Below are 25,459 nucleotides of genomic sequence, written 5' to 3' on the forward strand. Positions count from 1 at the left end.
CTTGGAGACGACCATGACCGCACTGTCGCCGCACCTTCGCCAGGCCACGCCCGTCGTGGCGGCCCGGGGCGAGGGCGTCCACCTCTACGGCGAGGACGGCCGCCGCTATCTCGACTTCACCGCCGGGATCGGCGTCACCAGCACCGGACACTGCCACCCGAAGGTCGTGGCGGCGGCGCAGGAGCAGGTGGGCACACTCGTCCACGGTCAGTACACGACCGTCATGCACCAGCCGCTGCGCCGGCTCGTCGACAAGCTCGGCGAGGTGCTGCCGACAGGACTGGACAGTCTGTTCTTCACGAACTCCGGCAGCGAGGCCGTGGAGGCGGCGCTGCGGCTGGCCCGGCAGGCCACCGGCCGCCCCAACATCCTGGTCTGCCACGGCGGCTTCCACGGACGGACCGTCGCCGCCGCCGCCATGACCACCTCCGGCATCCGCTTCCGGTCCGGTTTCTCCCCGCTGATGAGCGGAGTGGTCGTCACCCCCTTCCCGTCGGCCTACCGCTACGGCTGGGACGAGGAGACCGCCACGCGTTTCGCGCTCCAGGAGCTGGACTACACGCTCCAGACGATCTCCTCGCCCGCCGACACGGCCGCGGTCATCGTCGAGCCGGTGCTCGGTGAGGGCGGGTACGTCCCCGCGACCCGTGCCTTCCTGGAAGGGCTGCGCGAACGGGCCGACCGGCACGGCTTCCTCCTCATCCTGGACGAGGTGCAGACCGGCGTCGGTCGCACCGGCCGCTTCTGGGGCCACGACCACTTCGGGGTCACCCCGGACATCCTCGTCACCGCCAAGGGCCTGGCCAGCGGCTTCCCGCTGTCCGGCATCGCGGCCTCCGAGGAGCTGATGAGCAAGGCGTGGCCGGGATCGCAGGGCGGCACGTACGGCGCCAACGCGGTGGCCTGCGCGGCGGCCTGCGCCACGCTCGACGTCGTACGGGACGAGAAGCTCGTCGAGAACGCCGAGGCGATGGGAGCGCGGCTGCGGCAGGGCCTGGAGGCGGTCGCCGACCGGACACCGGCCATCGGGGACGTACGCGGCCTCGGGCTGATGCTGGCCAGCGAATTCGTCACCGAGGACGGCAGCCCGGACCCCGAGACCGCCGCCCGCGTACAGCGCGCCGCGGTCGACGAGGGCCTGCTGCTGTTGCTGTGCGGTGCCTGGAACCAGGTCGTGCGGATGATCCCGGCACTCGTGATCGACGAGACGGCGGTGGACGAGGGACTTCAGGCGTGGGCGACCGCCGTGGCGGCCGGTACCTCGGGAGCGGCGGACCGATGACCGGCGCTCTCGCGTCCCTCGTCGGTCGACTCGCCACGACCGCTCCCGGACTGCGGGTGGAGACCGGTCCGGGCCCCACGGGCCCGTACGCCTACGACGCGTCCAACTATCGGGTGCCGCCGCGGGCGGTGGCCTTCCCGCGCTCGGCCGAGGACGTGGTCGCGGTGCTGCGGGCCTGTCGGGAGACCGGTGTTCCGGTCACCGCGCGGGGCGGCGGCACCAGCATGGCCGGCAACGCCGTCGGACCGGGCGTCGTCCTGGACTTCTCCCGGTACATGAACCGGATCCTGGACATCGACGAGGGGACGGGTACCGCGCGCGTCGAGGCCGGAGTCGTCCTCGACGCGCTGCGGTCCGCGACCGCCCGGCACGGGCTCACGTTCGGCCCGGACCCGTCCTCGCACAGCCGCTGCACCCTCGGCGGCATGATCGGCAACGACGCGTGCGGCAACCGGTCGGTGCGGCACGGACGGACCGGCTCCCACATCGAGGCGCTGGAGATCGTGACGGCCGACGGCGTGCGAGCCGTTGCCGACCGCGTGGGGCTGCACCCGGTGGACCCCGCCGACACCGAGCGCGTCGCCCGCCTCGAAGCGGACGTACGCCGCCTGATCGGCGACAACCTGGCGCCGATCCGGACCGAGCTGGGCCGGATCCCCCGTCAGGTCTCCGGCTATCAACTGCACCATCTGCTGCCCGAGCGCGGGTTCGACATGGCCCGTGCTCTGGTCGGCACCGAGGGCTCCTGTGCGGTCGTCACCGCCGCGACGGTCCGCCTGGTGGCCACCGCACAGGCGTCGGCGCTGCTCACCCTCGGCTACGACGACGTCGTCGACGCCGCCGAGGACGTGACGGAGATCCTTCGCTGGAACCCCACCGCCGTGGAGGGCATGGACGAGGCGATCGTCGCCACCATGCGAGCGCGGCGCGGCCCGGACTCCGTCACCGGCCTGCCCGAGGGCCGCGCCTGGCTCTACGTCGAGCTCGACGGCGACGACGAGTCGGACGTGAACCGCCGTGCCGCCGCACTCCTCGACGTGCTCAAGGCGCAGGGGCGGATGACCGGCGGGCGGGTCGTGCAGAGCGCGGCCGAGCGGCGCTCGCTGTGGCGGGTCCGCGAGGACGGGGCCGGACTCGCCGCACGTCTCGTCGACGGCGGGGAGTCCTGGCCCGGTTGGGAGGACTCGGCGGTCGCCCCCGAGAGCCTGGCGGCCTATCTGCGGGACTTCCGCGATCTGCTGACCGCCCACGGGCTCACGGGCGTGATGTACGGCCACTTCGGCGCCGGATGCGTCCATGTGCGCATCGACTTCGACCTCGTCACGGACGCGGGACGCGCCGCCGCCCGTCGTTTCCTGCACGAGGCGGCCGCCCTGGTCGTCGAGCACGGCGGCACCCTGTCGGGCGAGCACGGCGACGGGCGCGCCCGCGGCGAGCTGCTGGAGGTCATGTACAGCCACCGGATGATCCGGGCGTTCGCCGCCTTCAAGGAGGCCTTCGACCCCGAGGGGCTGCTGAACCCGGGCGTCATCGTCGCGCCGGCCCCGCTCGACGCCGATCTCGCGCTGCACCAGATCCAGCCCCTGGCCACGGAGTTCACCTTCCCGCACGACGAGGACGGCTTCGCGGGCGCGGCCCGCCGCTGTGTCGGTGTCGGCCGCTGCCGCAGCGACGCGGGCGGCGTCATGTGTCCCAGCTACCGGGCCACGGGAGAGGAGAACGACTCCACGCGGGGCCGGGCGCGCCTGCTCCAGGAGATGGTGCGCGGTGACACGGTCCAGGACGGCTGGCGGTCCGCGGAGGTGCGTGACGCCCTCGACCTGTGCCTGTCCTGCAAGGCGTGCTCCAGCGACTGCCCGGTCGGCGTCGACATGGCCACGTACAAGGCGGAGTTCCTGCACCAGCATTACCGGGGCAGGGTCCGGCCGCGCTCGCACTACTCGCTGGGCTGGCTGCCCCTGACCTCGGCCCTCGCCGGATACGCCGCCCGGCCGCTCAACGCCCTCCTGCGCGGACCGGTCGGCAAGCTGCTCGCCCGCCTCGGAGGCGTGACCACGCAGCGCAGGATCCCGGCCTTCGCCTCCCGGCGCGTCCTGCGCGGGGTCCTGCGCGGGACGAAGACCGGCGAACCGGCGAAGGCCCTGCTCTTCGTGGACAGTTTCACGCGCGCCTTCCGCCCCGAGGTGGCCGGAGCCGCCGGGCGTGTCCTTGCCGACGCCGGGATCCCGTGCACGGCGGAGGACGGTCTGTGCTGCGGTCTGACCTGGGTCAGCACCGGCCAGCTGTCCGTGGCCCGCAGGATCATGGCCCGCACGGTCGCCCACCTCGACAACGGCGACGATCGGCCCGTCATCGTGGCCGAACCGAGCTGTGCCGCCGCGCTCAAGCGCGACGTGCCCGAGCTCCTCGGGACGGACGCCGCCCGGCGGGTCGCGGACCGCGTTCACACCTTCACGGGCGCCCTGACCGACCTGGCCGCCGCCGACTGGACGCCCCGTGAGCTCCCGGACGACATCGTCCTGCAGACCCATTGCCACGAGTACGCGACCTTCAAGGGCCGCCGCCCCGCCGACCTGCTGCGCCGGCTGGGCGTGGACAAGGTCGACGAGGCCGAGGGCTGCTGCGGCCTCGCCGGCAACTTCGGCTTCGAGGAGCAGCACTACGACACCTCGATGGCCGTCGCCGACCTGGCGCTGAAGCCTCGCCTCGACGCCATCGACGAGGCCCGGCGGGCCGTTGTCGTGGCCGACGGGTTCAGCTGCGCCACCCAGATCGACCATCTCGCCGGTGACCGGGGCATCCGTGCCCGGCACCTGGCGGAGCTGCTCGACCCCGCCGCCGATCAAGCCGCTCGATCAGGAGAGACCTCATGACCGACACACCCACGCAGCTGTTCATCGGCGGAGCCTGGCTGGACGCCGTCGACGGCGCCACCATGCCCGTCGACGACCCCGCGACCGGCGAGATCCTCTGCGACATCGCGGACGCCGGTCCCCAGGACGCCCGGCTCGCGGAGGAAGCGGCCGTCCAGGCGCAGCAGGAGTGGGCCCGTACGGCACCGCGGGCCCGCAGTGAGATCCTGCGCCGCGCCTACGAGATCATCCTCGAGCGCACCGACGAGCTCGCCCACCTGATGACCGCCGAGATGGGAAAGCCGCTGGCCGAGGCCAGGGGAGAGGTGGCGTACGCGGCGGAGTTCTTCCGCTGGTTCTCGGAGGAGGCCGTCCGTATCGACGGCGGTGCCGGCGTCCTGCCGGACGGCCGCAACCGCATGCTGCTCTCCCGCCGTCCGGTCGGCCCCTGTCTGCTGATCACCCCGTGGAACTTCCCCCTCGCGATGGGCACCCGCAAGATCGGCCCCGCGATCGCGGCAGGTTGCACGATGATCCTCAAGCCGGCCCCGCAGACCCCGCTCTCCAGCCTGGCCCTCGCCGCGATCCTCAAGGAGGCCGGGCTGCCGGACGGTGTGCTGAACGTCGTCACCACCTCCCGTGCGGGGGAGGTGTGCGAACCGCTCCTGCGCGGTGGGCGCATCCGCAAACTCTCCTTCACCGGCTCCACCGCCGTCGGGCGGCTGCTGCTGGCCCAGAGCGCGGAGGCGGTCGTACGGACGTCGATGGAGCTGGGCGGCAACGCGCCGTTCATCGTCTTCGAGGACGCCGACCTGGACAAGGCCGTCGACGGCGCGATGGTCGCCAAGATGCGCAACATGGGCGAGGCGTGCACCGCCGCCAACCGTTTCTTCCTACACCACTCGGTGGCGGAGGAGTTCGGACGGCGCCTGGCCGAGCGCATGGGCGCGCTCGTCGTGGGCCCCGGCACGCGGGACGGCGTCGAGGTCGGCCCGCTGATCGACAGGACGGGGCGGGGCAAGGTGGAGGCCCTGGTCGCCGACGCGGTGGAGCGCGGCGCCCGAGTCCTCGTCGGTGGCCGTACGCAAGAGGGGCCGGGCTGCTTCTACCCGCCGACCGTGCTCACGGACGTGTCCCCCGAGAGCCGCCTCATGGACACGGAGATCTTCGGTCCCGTCGCCGCGATCCTCACCTTCGACGACGAGGACGAGGTGATCCGGCGCGCCAACGACACCCCCTGGGGTCTGGTCGGCTACGTCTTCACCGAGGGCCTGGACCGCGCCCTGCGCGTCAGCGAGCGCCTGGAGGTCGGCATGGTCGGCCTCAACACCGGCCTCGTCTCCAACCCGGCCGCACCCTTCGGCGGGGTCAAGCAGTCCGGGCTGGGCCGTGAGGGCGGCCGGGTCGGGATCGACGAGTTCCTGGAGTACCAGTACCTTGCGGTGCCGGTGCGATGACGGCGGGAGCCCCGGGCCTGGCCGACGTCTCCGAGCGCGTCCTCGGCGAGCTGAAGGAGGAGCGCCTCGCGGCATGATGGTTGATATGACAACCAGAGCGTGTGGGTGGTGGTCCAGGTGAGCACCGTGGAGAGCGGAGTCGATGTGCTGTCCGCGCGGGATGTGCCGCTGGGCGGGCCGCGCGCGCTGCACGTGCGCCGGCCCCTGCCGCAGCGGGCGCGCACCCTGATCGGAGCCTGGTGCTTCGCCGATCACTACGGTCCCGTCGGCGCCACCGGCACGGGCATGGACGTGCCCCCGCATCCGCACACCGGCCTGCAGACCGTGAGCCGGCTGTTCAGCGGGGAGATCGAGCACCGCGACACCCTGGGCACCCACGCGCTCGTCCGGCCCGGCGAGATGAACCTCATGACCGGCGGGTACGGCATCGCCCACTCGGAGGTCTCCACGCCGAACACCACCGTCATCCATGGCGTCCAGCTGTGGGTGGCGCTGCCCGAGGAGCACCGCAACGCCGCGCGCGACTTCCAGCACCATGTTCCTGAGCCGGTGCGGGTCGACGGCGCCGAGGTCAGGGTCTTCCTGGGCTCGCTCGCAGGCAGCTCCTCCCCGGTGCGGACCTTCACCCCCTTGCTCGGCGCCGAGATCATCCTCGACCCGGGTGCGTCGCTCACGCTCGCCGTGGACACCGCCTTCGAGTACGGCCTCCTCGTCGACAGCGGGGACGTCCGCCTGCTCGACACGGCGCTGCGCCCGGCCGAACTCGGCTACGTCCCCCGGGGCACCGACACCCTGACGGTGGTGAACGACTCGGACGCTCCCGCGCGCACGATCCTGCTCGGGGGTCCTCCCTTCGAGGAGGAGATCGTCATGTGGTGGAACTTCATCGGCCGCAGTCACGAGGACATCGTCAAGGCGCGGGAGGACTGGCAGGCCGGCTCCGACCGCTTCGGCGAGGTCGAGGGTCACCCCGGGAGCCCCCTGCCCGCCCCGGAGCTGCCCAACGCCGTCATCACGCCGCGCGGCAATCCCCAGCGCCGCTGACCGCCGTTCGAAGGGCTCCCCAGGAACGAGCCCGCCGGCCATCCGGAGTGTCCAGGGCGTGGACGCCCGTCACGGGTACGAGATCCTGGTCGACGGCCGTCGCGCCGGTCTGGCGGCCTACCGCGACCGCGGTGCCCGGGGGGGGTCTTCTTCCACACGGGGTCGACGACGCCTTCGCCGGCCAGGGTCTGGGCGCCGAGTGCCGGTCTGCCCGTAGGGGGCCAAGTTCCTCAAGCGGTACGAAGACCTCGCCGACCTCGCCGACCCGGTGACTCCGGACGTGCTGAGCCGGCTGGAGGCGGAGCTCCGCTGAGGAGCGCGTCTCGTGCGACCTGCAGGCGGAGTCCCGCCTGTCTGCCGATGACTCCCCGGGTGCTGGTGATCCCTGCGGGGAGGCCGGGCGGCGCCGTGGGCGCGGAATAGCCCGGTGCCGGGCCGTGTTCCCGGGATGCGGTTGATACATCAACCACCAGGAAGGGTGAGGGCGATGCAGTTCGGCATCTTCACCGTCGGTGGCGTGGCCACCGACCCGCACACGGGTCGTACGCCGACCGAGCACGAGCGGATCAAGGCGATGACCGCGATCGCGCGGAAGGCCGAGGAGGTCGGACTCGACGTGTTCGCGACCGGTGAGCACCACAACCGGCCGTTCGTGCCCTCGTCGCCGACGACCCTGCTCGGTTACATCGCCGCGCGCACCGAGCGCATCATCCTGTCGACGTCCACCACGCTGATCACCACCAACGACCCGGTGAAGATCGCCGAGGACTACGCGATGCTCCAGCACCTGGCCGACGGGCGCGTCGACCTGATGATGGGCCGCGGGAACACCGGCCCGGTCTATCCGTGGTTCGGCAAGGACGTCCGCGACGGCATCGGTCTCGCGGTCGAGAACTACGCGTTGCTGCGCAGGCTGTGGCGCGAGGACGTCGTCGACTGGGAGGGGAAGTTCCGCACGCCGTTGCAGGGCTTCACCTCCACGCCGCGGCCGCTGGACGGGGTCCCGCCGTTCGTCTGGCACGGCTCCATCCGGTCCCCGGAGATAGCCGAGCAGGCCGCGTACTACGGCGACGGCTTCTTCCACAACAACATCTTCTGGCCCAAGGAGCACACCGGGAAGCTGATCGACCTCTACCGGCAGCGGTACGCGCACTACGGCCACGGCACGCCGGAGCAGGCCGTCGTCGGTCTCGGCGGCCAGGTCCACATGCGGCACAACTCCCAGGATGCCGTGCGGGAGTTCCGCCCGGTCTTCGACCACTCGCCGGTGATGGGCGGCGGCGTCTCGATGGAGGAGTACATGGAGCAGACCCCGCTGACCGTCGGCACGCCCGAGCAGGTCGTCGAGAAGACGCTCTCCTTCCGCGAGTACGCCGGTGACTACCAGCGCCAGCTGTTCGTGGTGGACGGCGGCGGCATCCCTCTGAAGACGGCACTGGAGCAGATCGACATACTCGGCGAGAAGGTCGTACCGGTGCTGCGCAAGGAGTTCGCGGCGGTGCGTCCGGCCGGAGTGCCCGACGCCCCCACTCACGCCTCCCTGCTCGCCGCCCGCGACACCGGGAGCGCGCAGACCGCCGAGCACGCGGACTGAGACCGTACGAAAGCATCTGACCGACGAACCCGCCGCCCGCGTCATCCGGGCCGGCGGCGAGTCACTCCGGTCCGCGTGAAGACGCGTCCGGGAGAGGAGAGGCAGGAACCATGACCGAGAACGTCAACGCGTACGCGGCCACCGACGGGGTGGCGCCCGACCGCTGGGCCAGCGCGCTGCACCTCTTCGACAACGGCGTCGGCGTGCCGCACGAGGAGACCACCGTCGAGCGCTGGGAGCGTGCCGGGCTGCTGTTCGAGGCGCGGGACTACAGCGGTGCCGCGAAGCTCCTCGCGGTCGTCGTCGAGGAGGCGCCGGAACAGACCGGTCCCCGGCTGTTGCTGGCCCGCGCCTACTACCACTCCGCACAACTGAAGCGCGCCGAGGAGCAGTTGCGCGTGATCGTCGAACGCGATCCGGTGGAGCACTACGCCCACCTGATGCTGGGACGCACGCTGCAGCGTCAGGGTCGCCAGGACGAGGCGGAGCCCTGGCTGCGGATGGCGGGCGCGTTCGCGGGCGAGTTCCCGGACGACGAGTGAGCGGTACGCCCCTCTGGGGCAGGCGGTAGTTCCGTCGGACCGGCCGCCGCCCTCGATGTGTCGTAGAAGTTGCGTGGCGCGCAACCTGGTGCGTATGACGCTACCCGTACTACCATGCCGCGCGTATCTACGGCGCGAGCGAGACGAGGCATCATGGCTCCTCAGCAGTACGACTTCGTCATCGTCGGCGGTGGATCGGCCGGCAGCGCACTGGCCAACCGGCTCTCCGTCGACCCGGGCGCCAAGGTGCTGGTGCTGGAGGCCGGCCGGCCCGACTATCCGTGGGACGTCTTCATCCACATGCCCGCGGCGCTGACCTACCCGATCGGCAGCCGCTTCTACGACTGGAAGTACGAGTCCGAACCCGAGCCGCACATGGGCGGCCGGCGCGTCTACCACGCCCGCGGCAAGGTGCTGGGCGGCTCCAGCAGCATCAACGGCATGATCTTCCAGCGCGGAAACCCCATGGACTACGAGCGCTGGGCCGCCGATCCCGGCATGGAGACCTGGGACTACGCGCACTGTCTGCCGTACTTCAAGCGCATGGAGAACTGTCTCGCGGCCGACCCCGACGACGAGTTCCGCGGCCACGACGGCCCGCTCGTCCTGGAACGCGGCCCGGCCACCAACCCGCTCTTCACCGCGTTCCAGAAGGCCACCGAGGAGGCCGGATACGCGCCCACGGACGACGTCAACGGCTACCGGCAGGAGGGCTTCGCCAAGTTCGACCGCAACGTCCACCGCGGGCGCCGCCTGTCGGCCTCGAAGGCCTATCTGAAGCCCGTCCGCAAACGCCCCAACCTCACGGTCACGACCCGCGCCCTCGTCACCCGCGTCCTGTTCGAGGGCAAGCGGGCGGTCGGCGTCGAGTACCGGCGCGGCAAGGGCGCGCCGCAGCAGGTGCGGGCCAAGGAGGTCATCCTCTGCGGTGGCGCGATCAACTCCCCGCAGCTGCTCCAGCTGTCCGGCGTGGGCAACGCCGGGGAACTGGGCGCGCTCGGCATCGACGTCGTCCACGACCTGCCGGGCGTCGGCGAGAACATGCAGGACCATCTGGAGGTGTACATCCAGTACGCCTGCAAGCAGCCCGTCTCCATGCAGCCGTACCTCGCGAAATGGCGCGCCCCCTTCATCGGCCTGCAGTGGCTCTTCCGCAAGGGCCCCGCCGCGACCAACCACTTCGAGGCCGGTGGCTTCGCCCGCAGCAACGAGGACGTGGACTACCCCAACCTGATGTTCCACTTCCTGCCCATCGCGGTCCGCTACGACGGCTCCGTGCCCGCCGGCGGACACGGTTACCAGGTGCATGTGGGGCCCATGTACTCCGACGCCCTCGGCTCGGTGAAGATCAGGAGCAGGAACCCGGAGGAACACCCGGCGCTGCGCTTCAACTATCTGTCCACCGAGCAGGACCGCCGCGAGTGGGTCGAGGCGATCCGTGTCGCGCGCAGGCTGCTCAACCAGCCCGCCCTCGCCCCCTACAACGGCGGGGAGGTCTCGCCAGGCCCGTCCGTCGAGAGCGACGAGGAGATCCTCGCCTGGGTCGCCAAGGACGGCGAGACGGCCCTGCACCCCTCCTGCACCTGCAAGATGGGCACCGACGAGATGGCCGTCGTGGACCCCGCCAGCATGCGCGTGCACGGAGTCGAGGGGCTGCGGGTCGTCGACGCGTCGGTGATGCCCTATGTCACCAACGGAAACATCTACGCGCCGGTGATGATGATCGCGGAGAAGGCGGCCGACCTCATCCTCGGCAAGGAGCCGCTCCCGCCCTCCGAGGCCGCGTACTACCGGCACCGGGACGCCCGGACGCAGGCGGGGTAACGCAGTTTTTTCACGGGGCCGCTTGCATCGGAAACCCGCCTCGCCGGCCCGCGATCAAGTCGCCCGCGCGGCCGTCCGATTGTCGAAACCGTCATCCCCCAACCCCTTGACGTGGGTTCATGCATTCTCCAGAGTGTTCCACCACAAGCAATGCGGTGCGCGATGCGCAACGAGAATCGCTCGAAGGGCTCCCCAGGTGGCAGACCTGTATGTGGACGGGAAGTGGCGGGAGCCGGTGGCCGGAGGCCATCGGGAGATCCGATGTCCCGCCGACGGCACGCTTTCGGCGACCGTGTCCGAAGGGGCCCGCCCCGACGCCGAGGCGGCGATCGCCGCCGCCCGCCGGGCCTTCGACGAAGGGCCCTGGCCGCGTACCCCCGAGCGTGAGCGGGGTGCCCTGCTGCTGCGCACCGCCGACCTGCTCGAGCGTGACGTCAAGGAGTTCGCCCGCGCCGAATCGCTGGACACCGGCAAGCGGCTGGTGGAGAGCGAGTACGACATCGCCGACGTCGTCTCCTGTCTTCGCTACTACGGCGGGCTGGGCGGCACCGACGCCGGCCGCGTGATCGACACCGGACGGGACGACGCCGTCAGCCGCGTGGTCTACGAGCCGATCGGTGTGTGCGGTCTGATCACACCGTGGAACTACCCACTTCTGCAAGCGAGTTGGAAAGTGGCTCCGGCCCTTCTGGCCGGTAACACCATCGTCCTCAAGCCCAGTGAGCTCACTCCTTCCACCGCGATCCTGCTGATGAAGGCGCTGGAGGAGGCCGGACTGCCCGCCGGTGCGGCCAACCTCGTCCTCGGTACCGGGCCCGAGGTGGGAGCGCCGCTCTCCGAGGATCCCCGGGTCGACATGGTCTCCTTCACCGGGGGCGTGGAGACCGGTAAACGGATCATGGCGACGGCCGCCGCGAGCGTGAAGAAGGTCGCGCTGGAACTCGGCGGCAAGAACCCCAATGTCGTCTTCGCCGACGCCGACTTCGAGACGGCCGTGGACTTCGCGCTCACGGCCGTCTTCCTGCATTCGGGTCAGGTCTGCTCGGCCGGTGCCCGGCTGATCGTCGAGGACTCCCTGCACGACCGGTTCGTCGACGAGGTGGTGCGCCGCGCCCGGCAGATCCGCCTCGGCGGGCCCTTCGATCCCGAGGCCGAGACCGGGGCGCTGATCTCGGCGCAGCACCTGGAGAAGGTCGAGGCGTACGTCGCCGCCGGGCTCGCCGAAGGTGCCGTCCTGCGCTGCGGCGGTGAGCGCCCCGACGACCCCGCCCTCGCGAACGGCCACTACTACCCGCCCACCGTGCTCGACGAGTGCCGGCAGGACATGCGGGTGGTGCACGAGGAGTCCTTCGGGCCGGTGCTGACCGTGGAACGCTTCTCCGATGAGGACGACGCCGTACGCATCGCCAATGACACGGAGTACGGACTCGCCGGTGCCGTCTGGACGCAGGACGCGGGGAAGGCCCAGCGGGTCGCCCGTCGGCTGCGGCACGGCACCGTCTGGATCAACGACTACCACCCCTATGTGCCCCAGGCCGAGTGGGGTGGCTTCGGGCACTCCGGTGTGGGCCGGGAACTGGGACCGACCGGCCTCGACGAGTACCGCGAGCCCAAGCACATCTGGCAGAACATCCAACCCCGGCCGCAGCACTGGTTCCGCGGCTGAACGCCGAGAAGAGGTCGACCATGACCCCAACCCAGACCGAGGTGCCGCCGCACCGCGGCACCCCCGAGGACGCGGCACCCACGCCCGTCATATCCGTACGCGGGCTGTGGAAGGTGTTCGGGCCGAAGGCGAACCAGGTACCGGACTCCGAGGAGCTGCGCGGGCTCACCCGCCGCGAACTCATGGACCGCGTCGGCTGCACCGCCGCCGTGCGGGACGTGAACTTCGAGGTCGCGCCCGGCGAGGTCTTCGTCGTCATGGGACTGTCCGGCTCCGGCAAGTCCACCCTGGTGCGCTGTCTGACCCGGCTGATCGAGCCCACCGCCGGTGAGATCGTCTTCGAGGGCGAGGACATCCGGGACGCCGACGAGCGGCGGCTGCGTGAACTGCGGCGCAGCAAGTTCTCCATGGTCTTCCAGCACTTCGGTCTGCTGCCCCACCGCCGCGTCGTCGACAACGTGGCGTTCGGCCTTGAGATCCGCGGCATGGGCCGGGCCGAGCGCACCAGGCGGGCGCTGGAGGTGGTCGAACTCGTGGGCCTGTCGGGGTACGAGAACTCCTATCCCGACCAGCTCTCCGGCGGTATGCAGCAACGCGTGGGCCTCGCAAGGGCGTTGGCCGGCGATCCGGACGTCCTCCTCTTCGACGAGCCGTTCTCCGCGCTCGACCCGCTGATCCGCCGTGACATGCAGAGCGAGGTCATCCGGCTGCACCACGAGGTCGGCAAGACGATGGTGTTCATCACCCACGACCTCTCCGAGGCGCTGAAACTCGGCGACCGGATCCTCATCATGCGCGACGGCAGGATGGTCCAGTGCGGCACCGGTGACGAACTCGTGGGCGCCCCCGCCGACGACTACGTACGCGACTTCGTGAAGGACGTGGCGCGCGGCGATGTGCTGACCCTGCGCTGGATCATGCGTCCGGCGACACCGGAAGACCCCCTGGACGGACCCGAGCTGGGCCCCGATGTCGTGGTGAAGGAGGCCACCCGGGCGGTGCTCGCGGCCGACAAGCCCGTCAAGGTCGTCGAGAACGGCAAGCTGATCGGCATCGTCGGCGACGAGGAGATCCTCGCGGTGGTCGCCGGGCAGGAAGGCGACGCGTGATGACCGTCGTCATGGAGAAACCCGGGCAACCGGGGCAGACGAAGCAGGCCGAACCGCCTCCGCCCGTAGCCCCCGTACGCAGGATCAGCCGGTCCATGGTGGTCGGCGCGATCCTGGTCGTCTGGCTCGTCCTCTTCGCCGTACTGCGCGGAAAGCAGACCCTGTCGCTGGCCGCGGCCGACCTCACCGATCTGCACCGCTGGCTCAACGACGTCAACGACTCCATCGGTGCCGACCGCAACTCCAACCCGCTCTTCCTGTACGGCTTCAACGAGATCAGGCTGGTCATCGACAACCTGGTGACCTTCGTCCAGGACCTGATCTCCCAGCCGTCCGGTGACCGCCCGCTCCCGCAGATCGGCTGGCTCGGAGTCGTCGGGCTCGCCGGGTATGTCTCCTGGGCGGTGGCCAACTGGCGGGTCGCGCTGCTGGCCGTGGCCGGCTTCACCTTCCTCGGGCTCCAGGGCCTGTGGCAGGAGAGCATGGACACCCTGTCCCTGACCCTCTCCGCGGTCCTGGTCGCGCTGCTGTTCGCCCTCCCGCTGGGCGTGTGGGCGGGCCTGTCCGAACGGGCCAACCGGATCGTCACCCCGTTCCTCGACTTCATGCAGACGATGCCGACCTTCGTCTACCTGGCGCCGCTGACCCTGTTCTTCCTGATCGGCGGGGCCTCCGCCACCATCGCCACCGTCATCTACGCGGCACCGCCGGCCATCCGTATCTCCGCGCACGCCATCCGTTCCGTGCCCGCGACGACGGTCGAGGCCGCCGCATCCATGGGCGCCACCCGCAGACAGTCCCTCCTGAAGGTCCTGCTGCCGATGTCCAAGCGGACCGTGGTGATGGGCATCAACCAGACCATCATGGCCGCCCTGGCCATGGTGACCATCGCCGCCCTGATCGACGCCCCCGGGCTCGGCAAGACCGTCGTCCAGGCCCTGCAGTCCCTCGACGTCGGTACGGCCTTCAACGCGGGCCTCGCCATCGTCGTCATGGCGATCGTCCTGGACCGGGTCACCACCGCGGCGAGCGGACGCGCGGAGGCGGCCAGGCGGTCCGGCAACCCGCTGCTCAAGTGGCGGCGGCACCTTCTCGTGGCCGGGGGAGTGGTGGCGGCCGTACTCGTGTATCTGTCGCACACCTATCTGTGGGCGGCCGAGTTCCCCGGCGACGGCGGCACCGGCAGCAACATCGCCAAAGCGGCCGACAACGTGACCACCTGGGCGCAGGACAACCTGTCGGGGCTGACCAACGGCTTCCGCGACGCCATCACCAACGGCCTGCTCAACCCCTTCCAGACGCTGCTGACCGACTCCCCGTGGTGGCTCGTCGGCGCCGCCCTGATCGGGATCGCGGTGGTGCTGGGCGGTTGGCGCGCCGGCGTCACCACCGCTGTGTGCGTGGGACTCCTGGTCGCCACCGGAGTGTGGTCGGACGGTATGACGACCCTGGCCTCGACCCTCGTGGCGACCGTGCTGGTCATGCTGCTCGGCGTCGTCGTCGGGGTGTGGATGGGCCGCAGCGCGCTGGTGGACCGGATGGTGCGGCCCACCCTCGACGCGGCCCAGGTCATGCCGCCGTTCGTCTATCTCGTGCCGTTCCTCGCCCTGTTCGGCGCGACCCGGTTCACGGCCATCGTCGCCGCGATCGTCTACGCGGCCCCGGTCGCCATCAAGATCATCGCCGACGGGGTGCGGACCGTGCCCGCGACCACGGTCGAGGCGGCGACCTCCACCGGGTGCAACACCTGGCAGATCATCACCAAGGTCCAGCTGCCGATGGCCCGCAGTGCCCTGACGCTCGCGACCAACCAGGGCCTGATCTACGTGCTGTCGATGGTCGTCGTCGGCGGCCTGGTCGGCGCCGGGGCGCTCGGCTACGACGTGGTCGCCGGCTTCTCGCAGGGACAGTTGTACGGCAAGGGCCTGGCGGCCGGGCTCGCCATCGTGCTGCTCGGCGTCATGTTCGACCGGATCACTCAAGCAGCGGCTCGCCGCACCAGTAATTGAGGAGCACGACACGATGGCAAGACACTGGCGAGCCGGCGCGGCCGGCCTGGCCGTCCTCGGCCTCACCCTCACGGCCTGCGGCGGCGCGAAGGTCGGTGACTCCTCGGAGGCCGGCGGCTCGGGCAGCTCCGGCAAGTGCGGCACCTTCAACCTCGCGGTCAACCCGTGGGTGGGCTACGAGGCCGACGCTGCGGTCGTCGCGTACGTCGCCGAGCACGACCTGAAATGCAAGGTCACCAAGAAGGACCTCAAGGAGGAGATCGCCTGGCAGGGCTTCGGGACCGGCGAGGTCGACACCGTCCTGGAGAACTGGGGCCACGACGACCTGAAGAAGAAGTACATCACCCAGCAGAAGACCGCCGTGGAGGCCGGCTCGACCGGCAACAAGGGCATCATCGGCTGGTACGTGCCGCCGTGGCTGGCCAAGGCCCACCCGGACATCACCGACTGGAAGAACCTCAACAAGTACGCCGCCGAGTTCAAGACCTCGGAGTCCGGTGGCAAGGGCCAGCTCCTGGACGGCGACCCGTCGTACGTCACCAACGACGAGGCGCTGGTGAAGAACCTGAAGCTGGACTTCAAGGTGGTGTACGCGGGCAGCGAGACCGCGCTGATCCAGGCGTACCGCAACGCCGAGAAGAACAAGCAGTGGGTGATCGGCTACTTCTACGAACCGCAGTGGTTCCTGTCCGAGGTGCCGCTGGTGAAGGTCGACCTGCCCGCGTACAAGTCGGGTTGCGACGCCGATGCGGCCAAGGTCGCCTGTGACTATCCCGTCTACGACCTCGACAAGATCGTCAGCGCCAAGTTCGCGAAGTCCGGCAGCCCGGCCTACGACCTGGTGAAGAAGTTCAACTGGACGAACGACGACCAGAACACCGTGGCCAAGTACATCGCGGTGGACAAGATGACGCCGGACGCGGCGGCCAAGAAGTGGGTCGAGGCCAACCGCGACAAGGTCGACGCCTGGATCAAGTAGCCCGCTCGTGGACGCCCGGTGGGCGGTGCGCACTCCCGCGCGCCGCCCACCGGGCGTTGCCGTTTTCCGGACCGTTCCGTGACGTCACCGGGCCTCTTGACACCCACCGGCACGGCGGGCACATTGAGTTGCGCAGCCTGAATCGTGTTGCGTACAAAGCAACTTAACCGGAGGTGCGGCGATGGCGGGACCCCGAGTGGTCATCATCGGAGCGGGCGTCGTCGGCGCGGCACTCGCCGACGAGATCTCCGCGCGCGGCTGGACCGAGGTGACCGTGGTCGACCAGGGCCCGCTCCCGGCCACCGGGGGATCGTCCTCGCACGCCCCGGGCCTCGTCTTCCAGGCCAACTCCTCCAAGACCATGACCGAGCTGGCCCGCTACACCGTCGAGAAGTTCTGTTCGCTCGACGTCGACGGACAGCCCTGCTTCCTCCAGGTCGGCGGCCTCGAGGTGGCGACCACGCCCGAGCGCGTCACCGAACTCCACCGCCGGCAGGGCTGGCTCACCTCCTGGGGCGTGGAGTCGCGGATCCTGACCGCCGACGAGTGTGTCGACCAGCATCCCCTGGTCAACCGCGACCGGGTCCTCGCCGGCCTCCACATCCCGACCGACGGCCTCGCCAAGGCCGTCCTCGCCGTCGAGGCGCAGATCCGCCGGGCCACCGGGCGCGGAGTGACCTTCCTGGCCCGCCACGAGGTCCTCGACGTCCTGCAGGCCGACGGGGAAGTGACGGGCGTCCGCACCGACCAGGGCGATCTGCAGGCCGACATCGTCGTGTGCTGCGCCGGCATCTGGGGCCCGAAGATCGCCCGCATGGTCGGCATGAACCTGCCGCTCACCCCGCTCGCCCACCAGCTCGCCTGGACAGGACCGGTCCCGGCGCTCGCGGGGCAGACCGAGGAGGCGGTGCGCCCGATCCTGCGCCACCAGGACGCCGACCTCTACTACCGTGACCGCCACGACACCCTCGGCATCGGCTACTACGGCCACCGGCCCATGCCCATCACCGCCGACGAGATCCTCTCCGTCGACGAGGCCGACGGGATGCCGTCGGTCCTGAAGTTCACCGAGGACGACTTCGCGGACGCCTGGACCGAGACGCAGTCCCTGCTGCCCGCCACTTGCGAGGCCAAGATCGAGGAGGCCATCAACGGCCTGTTCTCCTTCACGACCGACGGCCTGCCCCTCCTCGGCGAGTCCCCGGACGTCAAGGGCTTCTGGGTCGCCGAGGCCGTCTGGGTCACCCACTCCGCCGGCGTCGGACGAGCCGTCGCCGAATGGCTGGTCGACGGCCACTGCTCCTCCTTCGACCTCCACGAGTGCGATGTCAACCGCTTCGAGCCGCACCAGCTCGCCCCGGAGTACGTACGGGCCCGCGACTGCCAGAACTTCGTGGAGGTCTACGACATCCTCCATCCGCTCCAGCCGTCCGGTGCCCCGCGCCCGATCCGCACCAGCCCCTTCCACGCCCGCCAGCAGGAGCTGGGCGCCTTCTTCCTGGAGGCGAACGGCTGGGAGCGGCCGCACTGGTACGAGGCCAACGCGGGCCTGGTGGAAGGCCGTTCGATCGTCACCCCCAACGACTGGGCCGCGCGGTACTGGTCACCGATCGTCGGAGCCGAGGCCCAGGCCACCCGCGAGACCGTCGCGATGTACGACATGACGGCCCTCAAGCGTCTGGAGGTGAGCGGGCGGGGGGCGGGCGACTTGCTGGAGCGGCTGTGCACCGGCAAGGTAGCCAAGTCCGTCGGCTCGGTGACGTACACCTTGCTGCTGGACCACGACGGAGGCATTCGCAGCGACATCACCGTCGCACGGCTGGCCCCCGACCTCTTCCAGGTCGGCGCCAACGGCAATCTCGACCTCGACTGGTTCACCCGCCACCTCCCCGCCGACGGCACGGTCCAGGTCCGTGACATCACCCCCGGTACCTGCTGCATCGGCCTGTGGGGACCGCTCGCCCGGGACGTCCTCCAGCCGCTCACGGACGAGGACTTCTCGGCCGCGGGCCTGAAGTACTTCCGCGCCCAGCACGCTTACATCGGGTCCGTCCCGGTGACGGCCATGCGACTGTCGTACGTCGGTGAGCTCGGCTGGGAGCTGTACACCACCGCCGACCAGGGCCTGAAGCTGTGGGACACGCTGTGGCGGGCGGCCCGTCCGCTGGGCGGCATCGCGGCCGGGCGGGGGGCGTTCAACAGCCTCCGCCTGGAGAAGGGTTACCGCTCCTTCGGCACCGACATGACCTACGAGCACGACCCGTACGAGGCCGGGGTCGGCTTCGCCGTCAAGGCCGACAAGGAGGACTTCGTCGGGAAGGCGGCGCTGGAGCGACGCAAGGCCGACGTGCGGCGGAAGCTGACCTGCCTGACGATCGAGGACCCGCGGGCCGTCGTCATGGGCAAGGAGCCGGTGTACGACGGGCAGCGCCCGGTCGGTCATGTCACCAGCGCGGCCTTCGGCCACACGATCGGCAAGGGCATCGCGTACGCCTGGCTGCCCGCGGAGCTCGCCGTGGCCGGCCGCGCGCTGCACATCGGTTACTTCGACCAGCGCGTGGAGGCGGTCGTGGCCGAGGAGCCGCTGTTCGACCCGACGATGTCCCGCCTTCGGGGATGAGCGGGTCGTAGCCACGCTCCGGGCGCCCGGACGGCGCCCGGTGTCAGCCCAGATAGCCGAGCCGGTGGCTGAGTTCGTCGGCGCCCTCGATCAGCACCGGTGCCAGCTCGTGCATCCGCTCCTCGGTGAGACGGAAGGCGGGACCCGAGGCGGTGAGGGCGGCGACGACCTCGCCGTCACCGGAACGAACCGGCGCCGCCATGGCGTTGAGGCCCTCCTCGTACTCCTCGACCGTCAGGGCGTAACCCTGCTCGCGGACCCGGACCAGCTCCGCCTCCAGCTTCTGCCGGGAGGTCAGCGTGCGTGCGGTCATCCGGTCGAGCCCGGCCGCGGCGACGAGCTCGTCCCGGCGCTGCTCCGTGAGATGGGCGAGCAGGACCTTGCCGCTCGACGTGCAGTGCATCGGCGTCAGCCGGCCGACCCAGTTCTGCGCGGTGATGGCGGACCGGCCGCGCACCTGGTCGAGGTTGATCACGTGGTGGGACTCCAGGACCGCGATGTTCATCGTCTCGCCCAGTGTGTCGGCGAGGCGCTCGCAGATCCCGCGGCCGTGCTTGGTGACGTCGATGCGCCCGGTGACCGCACCGGCCAGGCGCACGATGCCGAAGCCGAGGCGGTACTTCCCGCGCTCGCCCTCCTGCTCCACCATCCCGTGCGCCTCCAGCGCACCCAGCAGACGGAACGCGGTGGACTTGTGGACGTCGATCGCCTCGGCCACTTCACTGACGCCTGCCTCGCCACGCTGGGCGAGGATCTCCAGCACGGTGACAGCCCGGTCGACGGACTGCACACCGCCGCTCGACGTGCCCCCGGACTCGGAACCGTTGCTGCTCATGGCGGAACTCTATGCGAGCAGGTCAACAGTCGTCGGACTGGTCACCCTCCGGCGTTCCCGGCGCTCCCTTCCGGGCCCGGTGGGCCCCGTCGGTCCTCTTGCGAGCGTCAACGGCCGGGTGGCCCCCGGCAAAGGCGGAGGCAAGATTTGCCCTCGTGGGCCGCCACTCCCGGCGCGACGGCCCGCTGGCCACACGGCGTTCACCCAAGTGCCGCCGAGACGCGCCAGGGTGCGGTCGTCGTCAGCCAGGGAGGGCACCATGACCGCACCGCCGTGGCCCGGGAAGGGCTGCGGCTCCTGGTGCAGGCCATCGAGAAACCGGACGCCGAGCCGGCACCGGCGGGCGACCCACCGGTCGAGCTCGTCGTACGCGCCTCGACGGCGCCCCCGCCGACGGGCGGACGGCGTCCGTCAACCGACTCGCGCGGTGCGGCCCACGCGTCCCCGACCGCCACCGGCTGAGCGACCGGAGCGGTCTCCCTCCCCGTCGGACAAGAGGGCCGGCACCGGCCGGCGGCGCCTGACGGCGCCGCCGGTGGTGATCACTTCTCCCGCGAGTACGGCGCCACGGTGATCCGGTCGATCAGCGGCGCGTACCGGGATCGGAGCAGCACCCCGGGGAAGGTCTCCGACGCGTAGGTCGTGCCGTCGAAGTTCGGCAGCTCCTCGGAGCGGAAGGCGATCGTGTTCTGTCCCTTCTTCAGGGTGACGGGGACGGTCAGCTCCCAGAAGTTGTTCTCGTGGAAGCTGTGCGGGAAGCCGACGCGCCGCGTCTCGCCGCCGTTGACGGTGATGTCGGCATGGCGGGCCAGCGGGTCCGGGTTGTAATGGGTGGCCTCGGACTGCTCCGGGTTGGAGTAGCGGACGCGCAGCGCGTACAGCCCGGCCCGGTCCGCGGTGACGGTGAACGTCGCGGTGTTGCCGTTGCCCGGGTCGCCGCCGATGCCGGTGATGGCCGTGCCGTCGGTCGCCAGGGACAGCGGGGTGAGTGTGGCCGAGCCGGCGAGTACCGCGTCCTGGGCCTCGTACGTACGGGCTTTCAGCGCGCCCCCGGTCGGTGTGACCGTCAGGCGGTCGACGAGCGTGGCCGACGAACCGCCCGTCAGCGTCACCTTGTTGACGCCGCCGGAGAGGGAGACCGCGACGCCGCTCCGGCCCTTGGCCAGACGCCGGACGTCGTGCCCGTTGACGGAGAGCCGTGCGCCGGAGCCATCGAGGGTGTCGACCTCGAGCGTGGCCTCACGGTCGGCGGGGGAGTACACCCAGAACGTCGCCGTCTGACCCTTGCCGATCCGGGCCGCGCCCGAGCCGGTGGCCGCCCGCTTGGGCAGGGTGTAGACGGGCTGTGCCCCGCCGCTCAGCCAGGCCAGTTCGCCCTCGTAGACCTGGGTGCCGGCCGAGGCCGCGGGAAGGGCGAGGGTGAGGCGGTCGACGATGGCGTCACCCTTCGTCGCACGCTTGCCGTCCAGGCTCTTCGCAGCGAGCGTCAGGGTGTGCTTGCCCTTGGTGAGCTTCACCTTGGTGTCGGTGTGGTCCCACACCACCCACTTGTAGCCGAGCGGCAGATACAGCTGCTGCTCGCCGGCGGCCTGGCCGTCCACGCGCAGGAAGACATTGGTGGGTCCCTGCTCCTTCACCTTGTCGAAGGTGTTGAGGGAGTTGGCGAAGACGCTCAGGTCGTAGGTGCCGTCCTCGGGCACGTCCACCGTGAAGTCGAGCGTGACGTCCGAGCCGGTGCGCAGTCCGCCCACGTCGTAGCCACCGGAGGTGTAGAACTTCGACACGTCGGAGGTGGAACCCTCCGGGCCGTTCTTCGTGTAGCCGGACCCGGTGTGGGCCGCGTCCTCCGCCTCGTACGAGCCCTGCCAACGTACCGGCGGCGACTGGGTGTTCGCCGACTTCCCGGCCGGGCTGAGGACGATCTCGTACGCTGAGGACTCCTTCAGCTTCGGCAGCGTGCCGTCACCGAAGTCGACGGTGACCGTGCCGTCGTCCGCGACCTTCAGGTTCGTCTCCGTGAGCAGCTTCGGGCCGGAGGAGTCGCCGACCTGTCCGCTCCACTCGATCTCCCGCACCCAGGCGTGCACACGGTCACCGAAGAGCTTCTTCGGGACGCCCGAGAAGGTGATGTGACCCTTGCCCGTGGAGCCGCCGAAGAGCAGCCGGGCCTGCTTCTTCTTCTGGTCCAGCGTGGCCACGCCCTGCATGGTGTAGTTCTCGCCGGGGAAGGGCGGGGTCACCGCCACCGTGTGCCCGCTCATCGAGGCATACGAATGGAGCAGCCACCACTGGCCGTTGCCGCGGTTGGACTGCACCGCGGAGTCGGAGAGGTTGCCGTCGATGTTCCAGTACGCGATGTCGGCGTCCACCTTGGACTCCTCGATCGCGGAGACCCACTGGATCATCTGACCGGGGACGGAGGTGTGGTAGTTGAAGGCGTACTCATTGATGTTGACGGGGAGTTGGGTGCCCTCGCGATCGGTGCCCTTGAACAACTCCTTCTCCCACATCCGGTACTTGGCGACGCTCGCGCGCACCGCCTCCGGGTGGCTCAGCTCGTGCCAGGTGATGACGTCCGGGAGGGTGCCTGCGGCCAGGGCATGGGTGAGGAAGCCCTTCACCTGGTCGTAGAGGATGCTGGTGTTGGGACCGGCGATACGGGCGTCCGGCATCTTGGTCTTGATGAGCTTGTACGCGGAGTCCCAGGCGGCGAAGTAGTCGTCGGGGTCGCTCAGCCAGCTGACCTTGTTGTAGCTCCACTGGCCCGTGCCGAACATGTTGCCCTCGGGCTCGTTGAACGGCACGAAGACGATGTTGTCCTGGTACTGCTTCGGCAGCTGGAGCACCTGGTCGACCTGCTTGGCTATCTTCTCCTCATAGAGCTTGAGCTTCTCCGCGGGGGTGTCGCCCGGCCACTCGTACGGGAAGCCGCGGTGGATGTCGGTCATGTAGATGTACACGTCGCCGTCGGTGGAGTCGGCCAGCGGCTTGACCACGTCCAGTGCGTCCGCACCGGGGTGCTGCGGGCCGTCCTGCGCCTTGGTGGAGACGGTGCGCAGGCCCATGCCCTCCATGAGGTTGTTGGTGGGGACGTCCGGTCCGTACACGCCGTAGAGGGTGCCGGAGGCGCCGCCGTGGAACGCGCCGGTGTCCGAGCCGAGGTCGACGTTGAGCTGCCCCTCGCGGACCACGGTGACGTTCGCCCGCACCGCGCGTCCCGCCGCCGTGCCGGCCACCGCGAAGGTCCCGGGCTTGGCGTACTTCTCGGGCGGTACGGCGTCCCAGGTGACAGGCGTGTCGCGGTCGTAACCGTCGGAGAAGCCGGCGCGGACGGCCGCCGGGAGGGTCGGGGCGGTCCCGTCGGTCGTACGGACGTCGAAGCTCGTCTTCGAGAGGTCCTGGAGGGTCGGCACCGTACCGACCAGGCCGGCCACCTGCTCGGCGGTGAGCGCCGAGTGCCACACGGCGAAGTCGTCGACGGCGCCCTTGAGCAGCGGGTCCGGGTAAAGGGACTTGCCTATGTAGCCGGCGGCGGTCGCCGAGCCGCTCAGCAGGTCCTTGGCCTTGATGGCGGTCGCGGCGGAGGAGACCGCCACCCCGTCGAGGTAGGTGGTGAGCCGGCCGGCGGTGGTGTCCAGGGTGACGGTGACCGTCCGCCATGCGTCCGCCGGCAGTGCCGCATAACCGCGGACCTGGGTCTCCGCCCCGCCTCCGCCGGTGGTCACGGAGGTCTGGAACAGCCCGTTGCCGTTGTACGGCGTGCTGAAGAGGTACTTGGTGGTGTCGGTGCCCAGATCGAAGATCCGCTGCCAGGACGACGTGTCGCCGCTCCACTTCACCCGGGCGGAGACCGTCAAGTCGGTTGCGTCGCCGACCACTTCACGGGGCAGGCGGACGTAGGCGCCGTCGGAGGTGGGGGCTCCGCCGGGCAGGGCCAGCGCCTTGCCGCCGTCCGTGCCCGCCACGGACCGGGCCGTCGAGCCGTTCACCAGGCTCGCCGTCAGGCCGTTGCCGGAACTGTCGGTGATCTTTCCGGAGGCGAGGTCGTCCTGGTCGAAGGTGTAGCGGGCGGCGGGCCCGGGCGCCTCGGCCGCGTGCGCGGATACGGCGGGCGCGGCCAGCAGGCCCGCGCCGAGGGCCAGCGCCATGGCGGCCGGCGCGCGTCGGCGCGTGGATCTGTCAGCGGATGACATGGATACGTCCTCAATCGTCGAGTAACGGGTTCCGTCGTCCCGTCTCAGTCGCCGTCGAATCGGTTCGATCCAGGCAGGTGCAGGGGGGAGGGGGTGTGTAGGGGGGATGTGGGTGCGGGTGCGGCGGCTCTGTGACGGTAGGTGCGAGGGAGTCCGCCCTGGGCGGCTGTGTCGAACCGGTTCGGCGAAGCTAGCACCGGGACATCGGGCCAGCAATCCCTTCGACACGGGGGATCTCGCCGTCTTTCCCACCCCGTCAGTGAATACGTTCAGGGTATTGACAGGCGTCGGGGCAGTTCCTACGTTCACTTCCACGCGAACCGGTTCGACAAGCCGGTCGCCCGTCCCAAGGAGTCGCCGTGAACATCGGTGAGATCGCCCGGCGGGCCGGTGTCTCGCGCAGCACCGTGTCCTACGCACTGAGCGGCAAGCGCCCGGTGTCGGAGGACACGCGCCGGAAGATCCAGCAGGTCGTCGACGAACTGGGCTACCAGCCCAGCGCCAGCGCCCGCGCCCTGGCCAACGGGCGGACCAGCACCATCGGCCTGGTCTTTCCGCCGGCCGGGAACCACTACACGGGGATGCAGCTGGACTTCATCGGCAGCGTGGTGGAGGCCGCCGCGGCCTACGACTACGACGTGCTGTTGTCGCCCAGCGGCATGGACAGCGACCGTTCCTTCCAGCGGCTGCTGGGGGAGCGGAGGGTCGACGGCGCGATCCTGATGGAGATCAGGCTGGAGGACGACCGGGCCGACCACCTGGCCGCGCTCGGCTTCCCCTCCGTCGCCATCGGCCGCACCGCCCACCCGGAGGACGGCTGGTACGTCGGCCTGGACCACACCGCGCTGGCGGCGGCCTGCGTCCATCACCTCGCGGACCTCGGCCACCGCCGAGTCGCCTTCGTCAACCGGCCCGAACAACTCCTGAGGACCGGATACGAGTCCGCCCACCGCGGACTGGACGGCTTCACGAAGGCCGCGGCCGAACGCGGGCTGACGGTGCGGACGTACTGCTGCGGGGACGACGCCGCCGCGGGCCAGGCCTGCGTGGAACGGATCCTGCACGACGACCCGGCCACCACGGCCCTGGTCACCCTGAACGAGGCCGCGCTGGGCGGCCTCTACCGGGGCCTCGCCCACGCGGGCCGCCATGTACCGCGCGACTTCTCCATCACGGGGGTCGTCGCCAACCGCTGGGCGGAGACGGTGACCCCGCAGCTCACCGCGGCGGACGTACCGGCGGCCGAGATGGGCCGGCTCGCCGTCGACCTGCTGGTGGAGCGGCTGGACCACTCCGACGCGCCGCCCCGGCAGCATCTGCTCATCCCACCGATCTCGCTGCGGGCCAGCACCGGGCCCGCGGGGCCTCCGCGGGCCGACACGACGGCCTGATCGCACCCCGGCACCACTCGTCACACCGCCGCACGTCCGCACACCACGGCGCTGCTCGCGGT

General features: G+C 70.5%; 15 protein-coding genes and 2 pseudogenes. 15 read left to right on the forward strand and 2 right to left on the reverse strand.

The features are described 5' to 3' along the window. Positions 1 to 13 precede the first annotated feature (13 nt). From OG841_RS39650 to OG841_RS39710, 13 genes and pseudogenes are all read left to right on the forward strand, one after another. Positions 14 to 1,282, forward strand: a complete 1,269-nt coding sequence (locus tag OG841_RS39650; protein ID WP_328636986.1) for an aspartate aminotransferase family protein — start codon at positions 14 to 16, stop codon at positions 1,280 to 1,282. Continuing rightward, the gene (locus tag OG841_RS39655; protein ID WP_365121240.1) at positions 1,279 to 4,155 is read left to right on the forward strand and encodes an FAD-binding and (Fe-S)-binding domain-containing protein; all 2,877 of its coding nucleotides are present in this window, start codon (positions 1,279 to 1,281) and stop codon (positions 4,153 to 4,155) included. The genes OG841_RS39650 and OG841_RS39655 overlap by 4 nt, the downstream gene beginning before the upstream one ends. After that, entirely contained in the window at positions 4,152 to 5,591 is a 1,440-nt protein-coding gene (locus tag OG841_RS39660; protein ID WP_365121243.1) for an NAD-dependent succinate-semialdehyde dehydrogenase, read from the forward strand. The genes OG841_RS39655 and OG841_RS39660 overlap by 4 nt, the downstream gene beginning before the upstream one ends. 117 nt (positions 5,592 to 5,708) lie before the next feature. After that, positions 5,709 to 6,635, forward strand: coding sequence for a pirin family protein (locus tag OG841_RS39665; RefSeq protein WP_365121246.1), 927 nt, complete (start codon positions 5,709 to 5,711; stop codon positions 6,633 to 6,635). Positions 6,636 to 6,675: 40 nt separating this feature from the next. Further along, positions 6,676 to 6,948, forward strand: a pseudogene (locus tag OG841_RS39670) (GNAT family N-acetyltransferase). 174 nt (positions 6,949 to 7,122) lie between these two features. Then, a complete protein-coding gene (locus tag OG841_RS39675) occupies positions 7,123 to 8,229 on the forward strand; it encodes an LLM class flavin-dependent oxidoreductase (RefSeq protein ID WP_365121248.1) in 1,107 nt (368 codons plus the stop codon). A 110-nt stretch (positions 8,230 to 8,339) separates the two neighbouring features. Then, positions 8,340 to 8,771 carry a tetratricopeptide repeat protein gene (locus tag OG841_RS39680; RefSeq protein WP_328636981.1) on the forward strand — a complete coding sequence of 144 codons (432 nt, stop codon included), beginning with the start codon at positions 8,340 to 8,342 and terminating at the stop codon, positions 8,769 to 8,771. Between the two features lie 153 nt (positions 8,772 to 8,924). Continuing rightward, on the forward strand, positions 8,925 to 10,595 hold the full coding sequence (gene betA, locus OG841_RS39685) for a choline dehydrogenase (RefSeq protein ID WP_328636980.1): 1,671 nt from the start codon (positions 8,925 to 8,927) through the stop codon (positions 10,593 to 10,595). Positions 10,596 to 10,791: 196 nt separating this feature from the next. Then, positions 10,792 to 12,261, forward strand: a complete 1,470-nt coding sequence (locus tag OG841_RS39690) for an aldehyde dehydrogenase family protein (protein ID WP_328636979.1) — start codon at positions 10,792 to 10,794, stop codon at positions 12,259 to 12,261. A 20-nt stretch (positions 12,262 to 12,281) separates the two neighbouring features. Beyond that, complete coding sequence (locus OG841_RS39695) at positions 12,282 to 13,370, forward strand: quaternary amine ABC transporter ATP-binding protein (RefSeq protein ID WP_328636978.1); 1,089 nt, start codon at positions 12,282 to 12,284, stop codon at positions 13,368 to 13,370. Beyond that, complete coding sequence (locus OG841_RS39700; RefSeq protein WP_328636977.1) at positions 13,370 to 15,379, forward strand: ABC transporter permease; 2,010 nt, start codon at positions 13,370 to 13,372, stop codon at positions 15,377 to 15,379. Before OG841_RS39695 ends, OG841_RS39700 begins: the two co-directional genes overlap by 1 nt. A gap of 13 nt (positions 15,380 to 15,392) precedes the next feature. Beyond that, positions 15,393 to 16,358, forward strand: a complete 966-nt coding sequence (locus tag OG841_RS39705; RefSeq protein ID WP_328636976.1) for an ABC transporter substrate-binding protein — start codon at positions 15,393 to 15,395, stop codon at positions 16,356 to 16,358. A 181-nt stretch (positions 16,359 to 16,539) separates the two neighbouring features. After that, positions 16,540 to 18,978, forward strand: a complete 2,439-nt coding sequence (locus OG841_RS39710; protein ID WP_371569162.1) for a GcvT family protein — start codon at positions 16,540 to 16,542, stop codon at positions 18,976 to 18,978. A 43-nt stretch (positions 18,979 to 19,021) separates the two neighbouring features. On the opposite strand, the gene OG841_RS39715 is transcribed toward OG841_RS39710, so the two are convergent. After that, positions 19,022 to 19,813, reverse strand: coding sequence for an IclR family transcriptional regulator (locus tag OG841_RS39715; protein ID WP_328636974.1), 792 nt, complete (start codon positions 19,811 to 19,813; stop codon positions 19,022 to 19,024). Positions 19,814 to 20,083: 270 nt separating this feature from the next. Here OG841_RS39715 and OG841_RS39720 point away from each other — a divergent pair. Beyond that, positions 20,084 to 20,275: pseudogene (locus OG841_RS39720) on the forward strand (transcriptional regulator); the annotation flags it as partial. Positions 20,276 to 20,355: 80 nt separating this feature from the next. On the opposite strand, the gene OG841_RS39725 reads toward OG841_RS39720, so the two are convergent. Further along, positions 20,356 to 23,961, reverse strand: coding sequence for a LamG-like jellyroll fold domain-containing protein (locus tag OG841_RS39725; protein WP_328643480.1), 3,606 nt, complete (start codon positions 23,959 to 23,961; stop codon positions 20,356 to 20,358). Positions 23,962 to 24,365: 404 nt separating this feature from the next. Between OG841_RS39725 and OG841_RS39730 the strand changes: the two genes are divergently transcribed. Next, on the forward strand, positions 24,366 to 25,397 hold the full coding sequence (locus OG841_RS39730; protein ID WP_328636973.1) for a LacI family DNA-binding transcriptional regulator: 1,032 nt from the start codon (positions 24,366 to 24,368) through the stop codon (positions 25,395 to 25,397). Positions 25,398 to 25,459 lie beyond the last annotated feature (62 nt).

It is taken from the genome of Streptomyces canus (assembly GCF_041435015.1).
Taxonomy (GTDB): domain Bacteria; phylum Actinomycetota; class Actinomycetes; order Streptomycetales; family Streptomycetaceae; genus Streptomyces; species Streptomyces canus_G.

Coding starts and splice junctions, on each gene's coding strand:
- OG841_RS39650 (WP_328636986.1), top strand. CDS start 14: ATGACCGCACTGTCGCCGCACCTTCGCCAGGCCACGCCCGTCGTGGCG.
- OG841_RS39695 (WP_328636978.1), top strand. CDS start 12,282: ATGACCCCAACCCAGACCGAGGTGCCGCCGCACCGCGGCACCCCCGAG.
- OG841_RS39680 (WP_328636981.1), top strand. CDS start 8,340: ATGACCGAGAACGTCAACGCGTACGCGGCCACCGACGGGGTGGCGCCC.
- OG841_RS39700 (WP_328636977.1), top strand. CDS start 13,370: ATGACCGTCGTCATGGAGAAACCCGGGCAACCGGGGCAGACGAAGCAG.
- OG841_RS39675 (WP_365121248.1), top strand. CDS start 7,123: ATGCAGTTCGGCATCTTCACCGTCGGTGGCGTGGCCACCGACCCGCAC.
- betA (WP_328636980.1), top strand. CDS start 8,925: ATGGCTCCTCAGCAGTACGACTTCGTCATCGTCGGCGGTGGATCGGCC.
- OG841_RS39705 (WP_328636976.1), top strand. CDS start 15,393: ATGGCAAGACACTGGCGAGCCGGCGCGGCCGGCCTGGCCGTCCTCGGC.
- OG841_RS39655 (WP_365121240.1), top strand. CDS start 1,279: ATGACCGGCGCTCTCGCGTCCCTCGTCGGTCGACTCGCCACGACCGCT.
- OG841_RS39710 (WP_371569162.1), top strand. CDS start 16,540: ATGGCGGGACCCCGAGTGGTCATCATCGGAGCGGGCGTCGTCGGCGCG.
- OG841_RS39660 (WP_365121243.1), top strand. CDS start 4,152: ATGACCGACACACCCACGCAGCTGTTCATCGGCGGAGCCTGGCTGGAC.
- OG841_RS39715 (WP_328636974.1), bottom strand. CDS start 19,813: ATGAGCAGCAACGGTTCCGAGTCCGGGGGCACGTCGAGCGGCGGTGTG.
- OG841_RS39725 (WP_328643480.1), bottom strand. CDS start 23,961: ATGGCGCTGGCCCTCGGCGCGGGCCTGCTGGCCGCGCCCGCCGTATCC.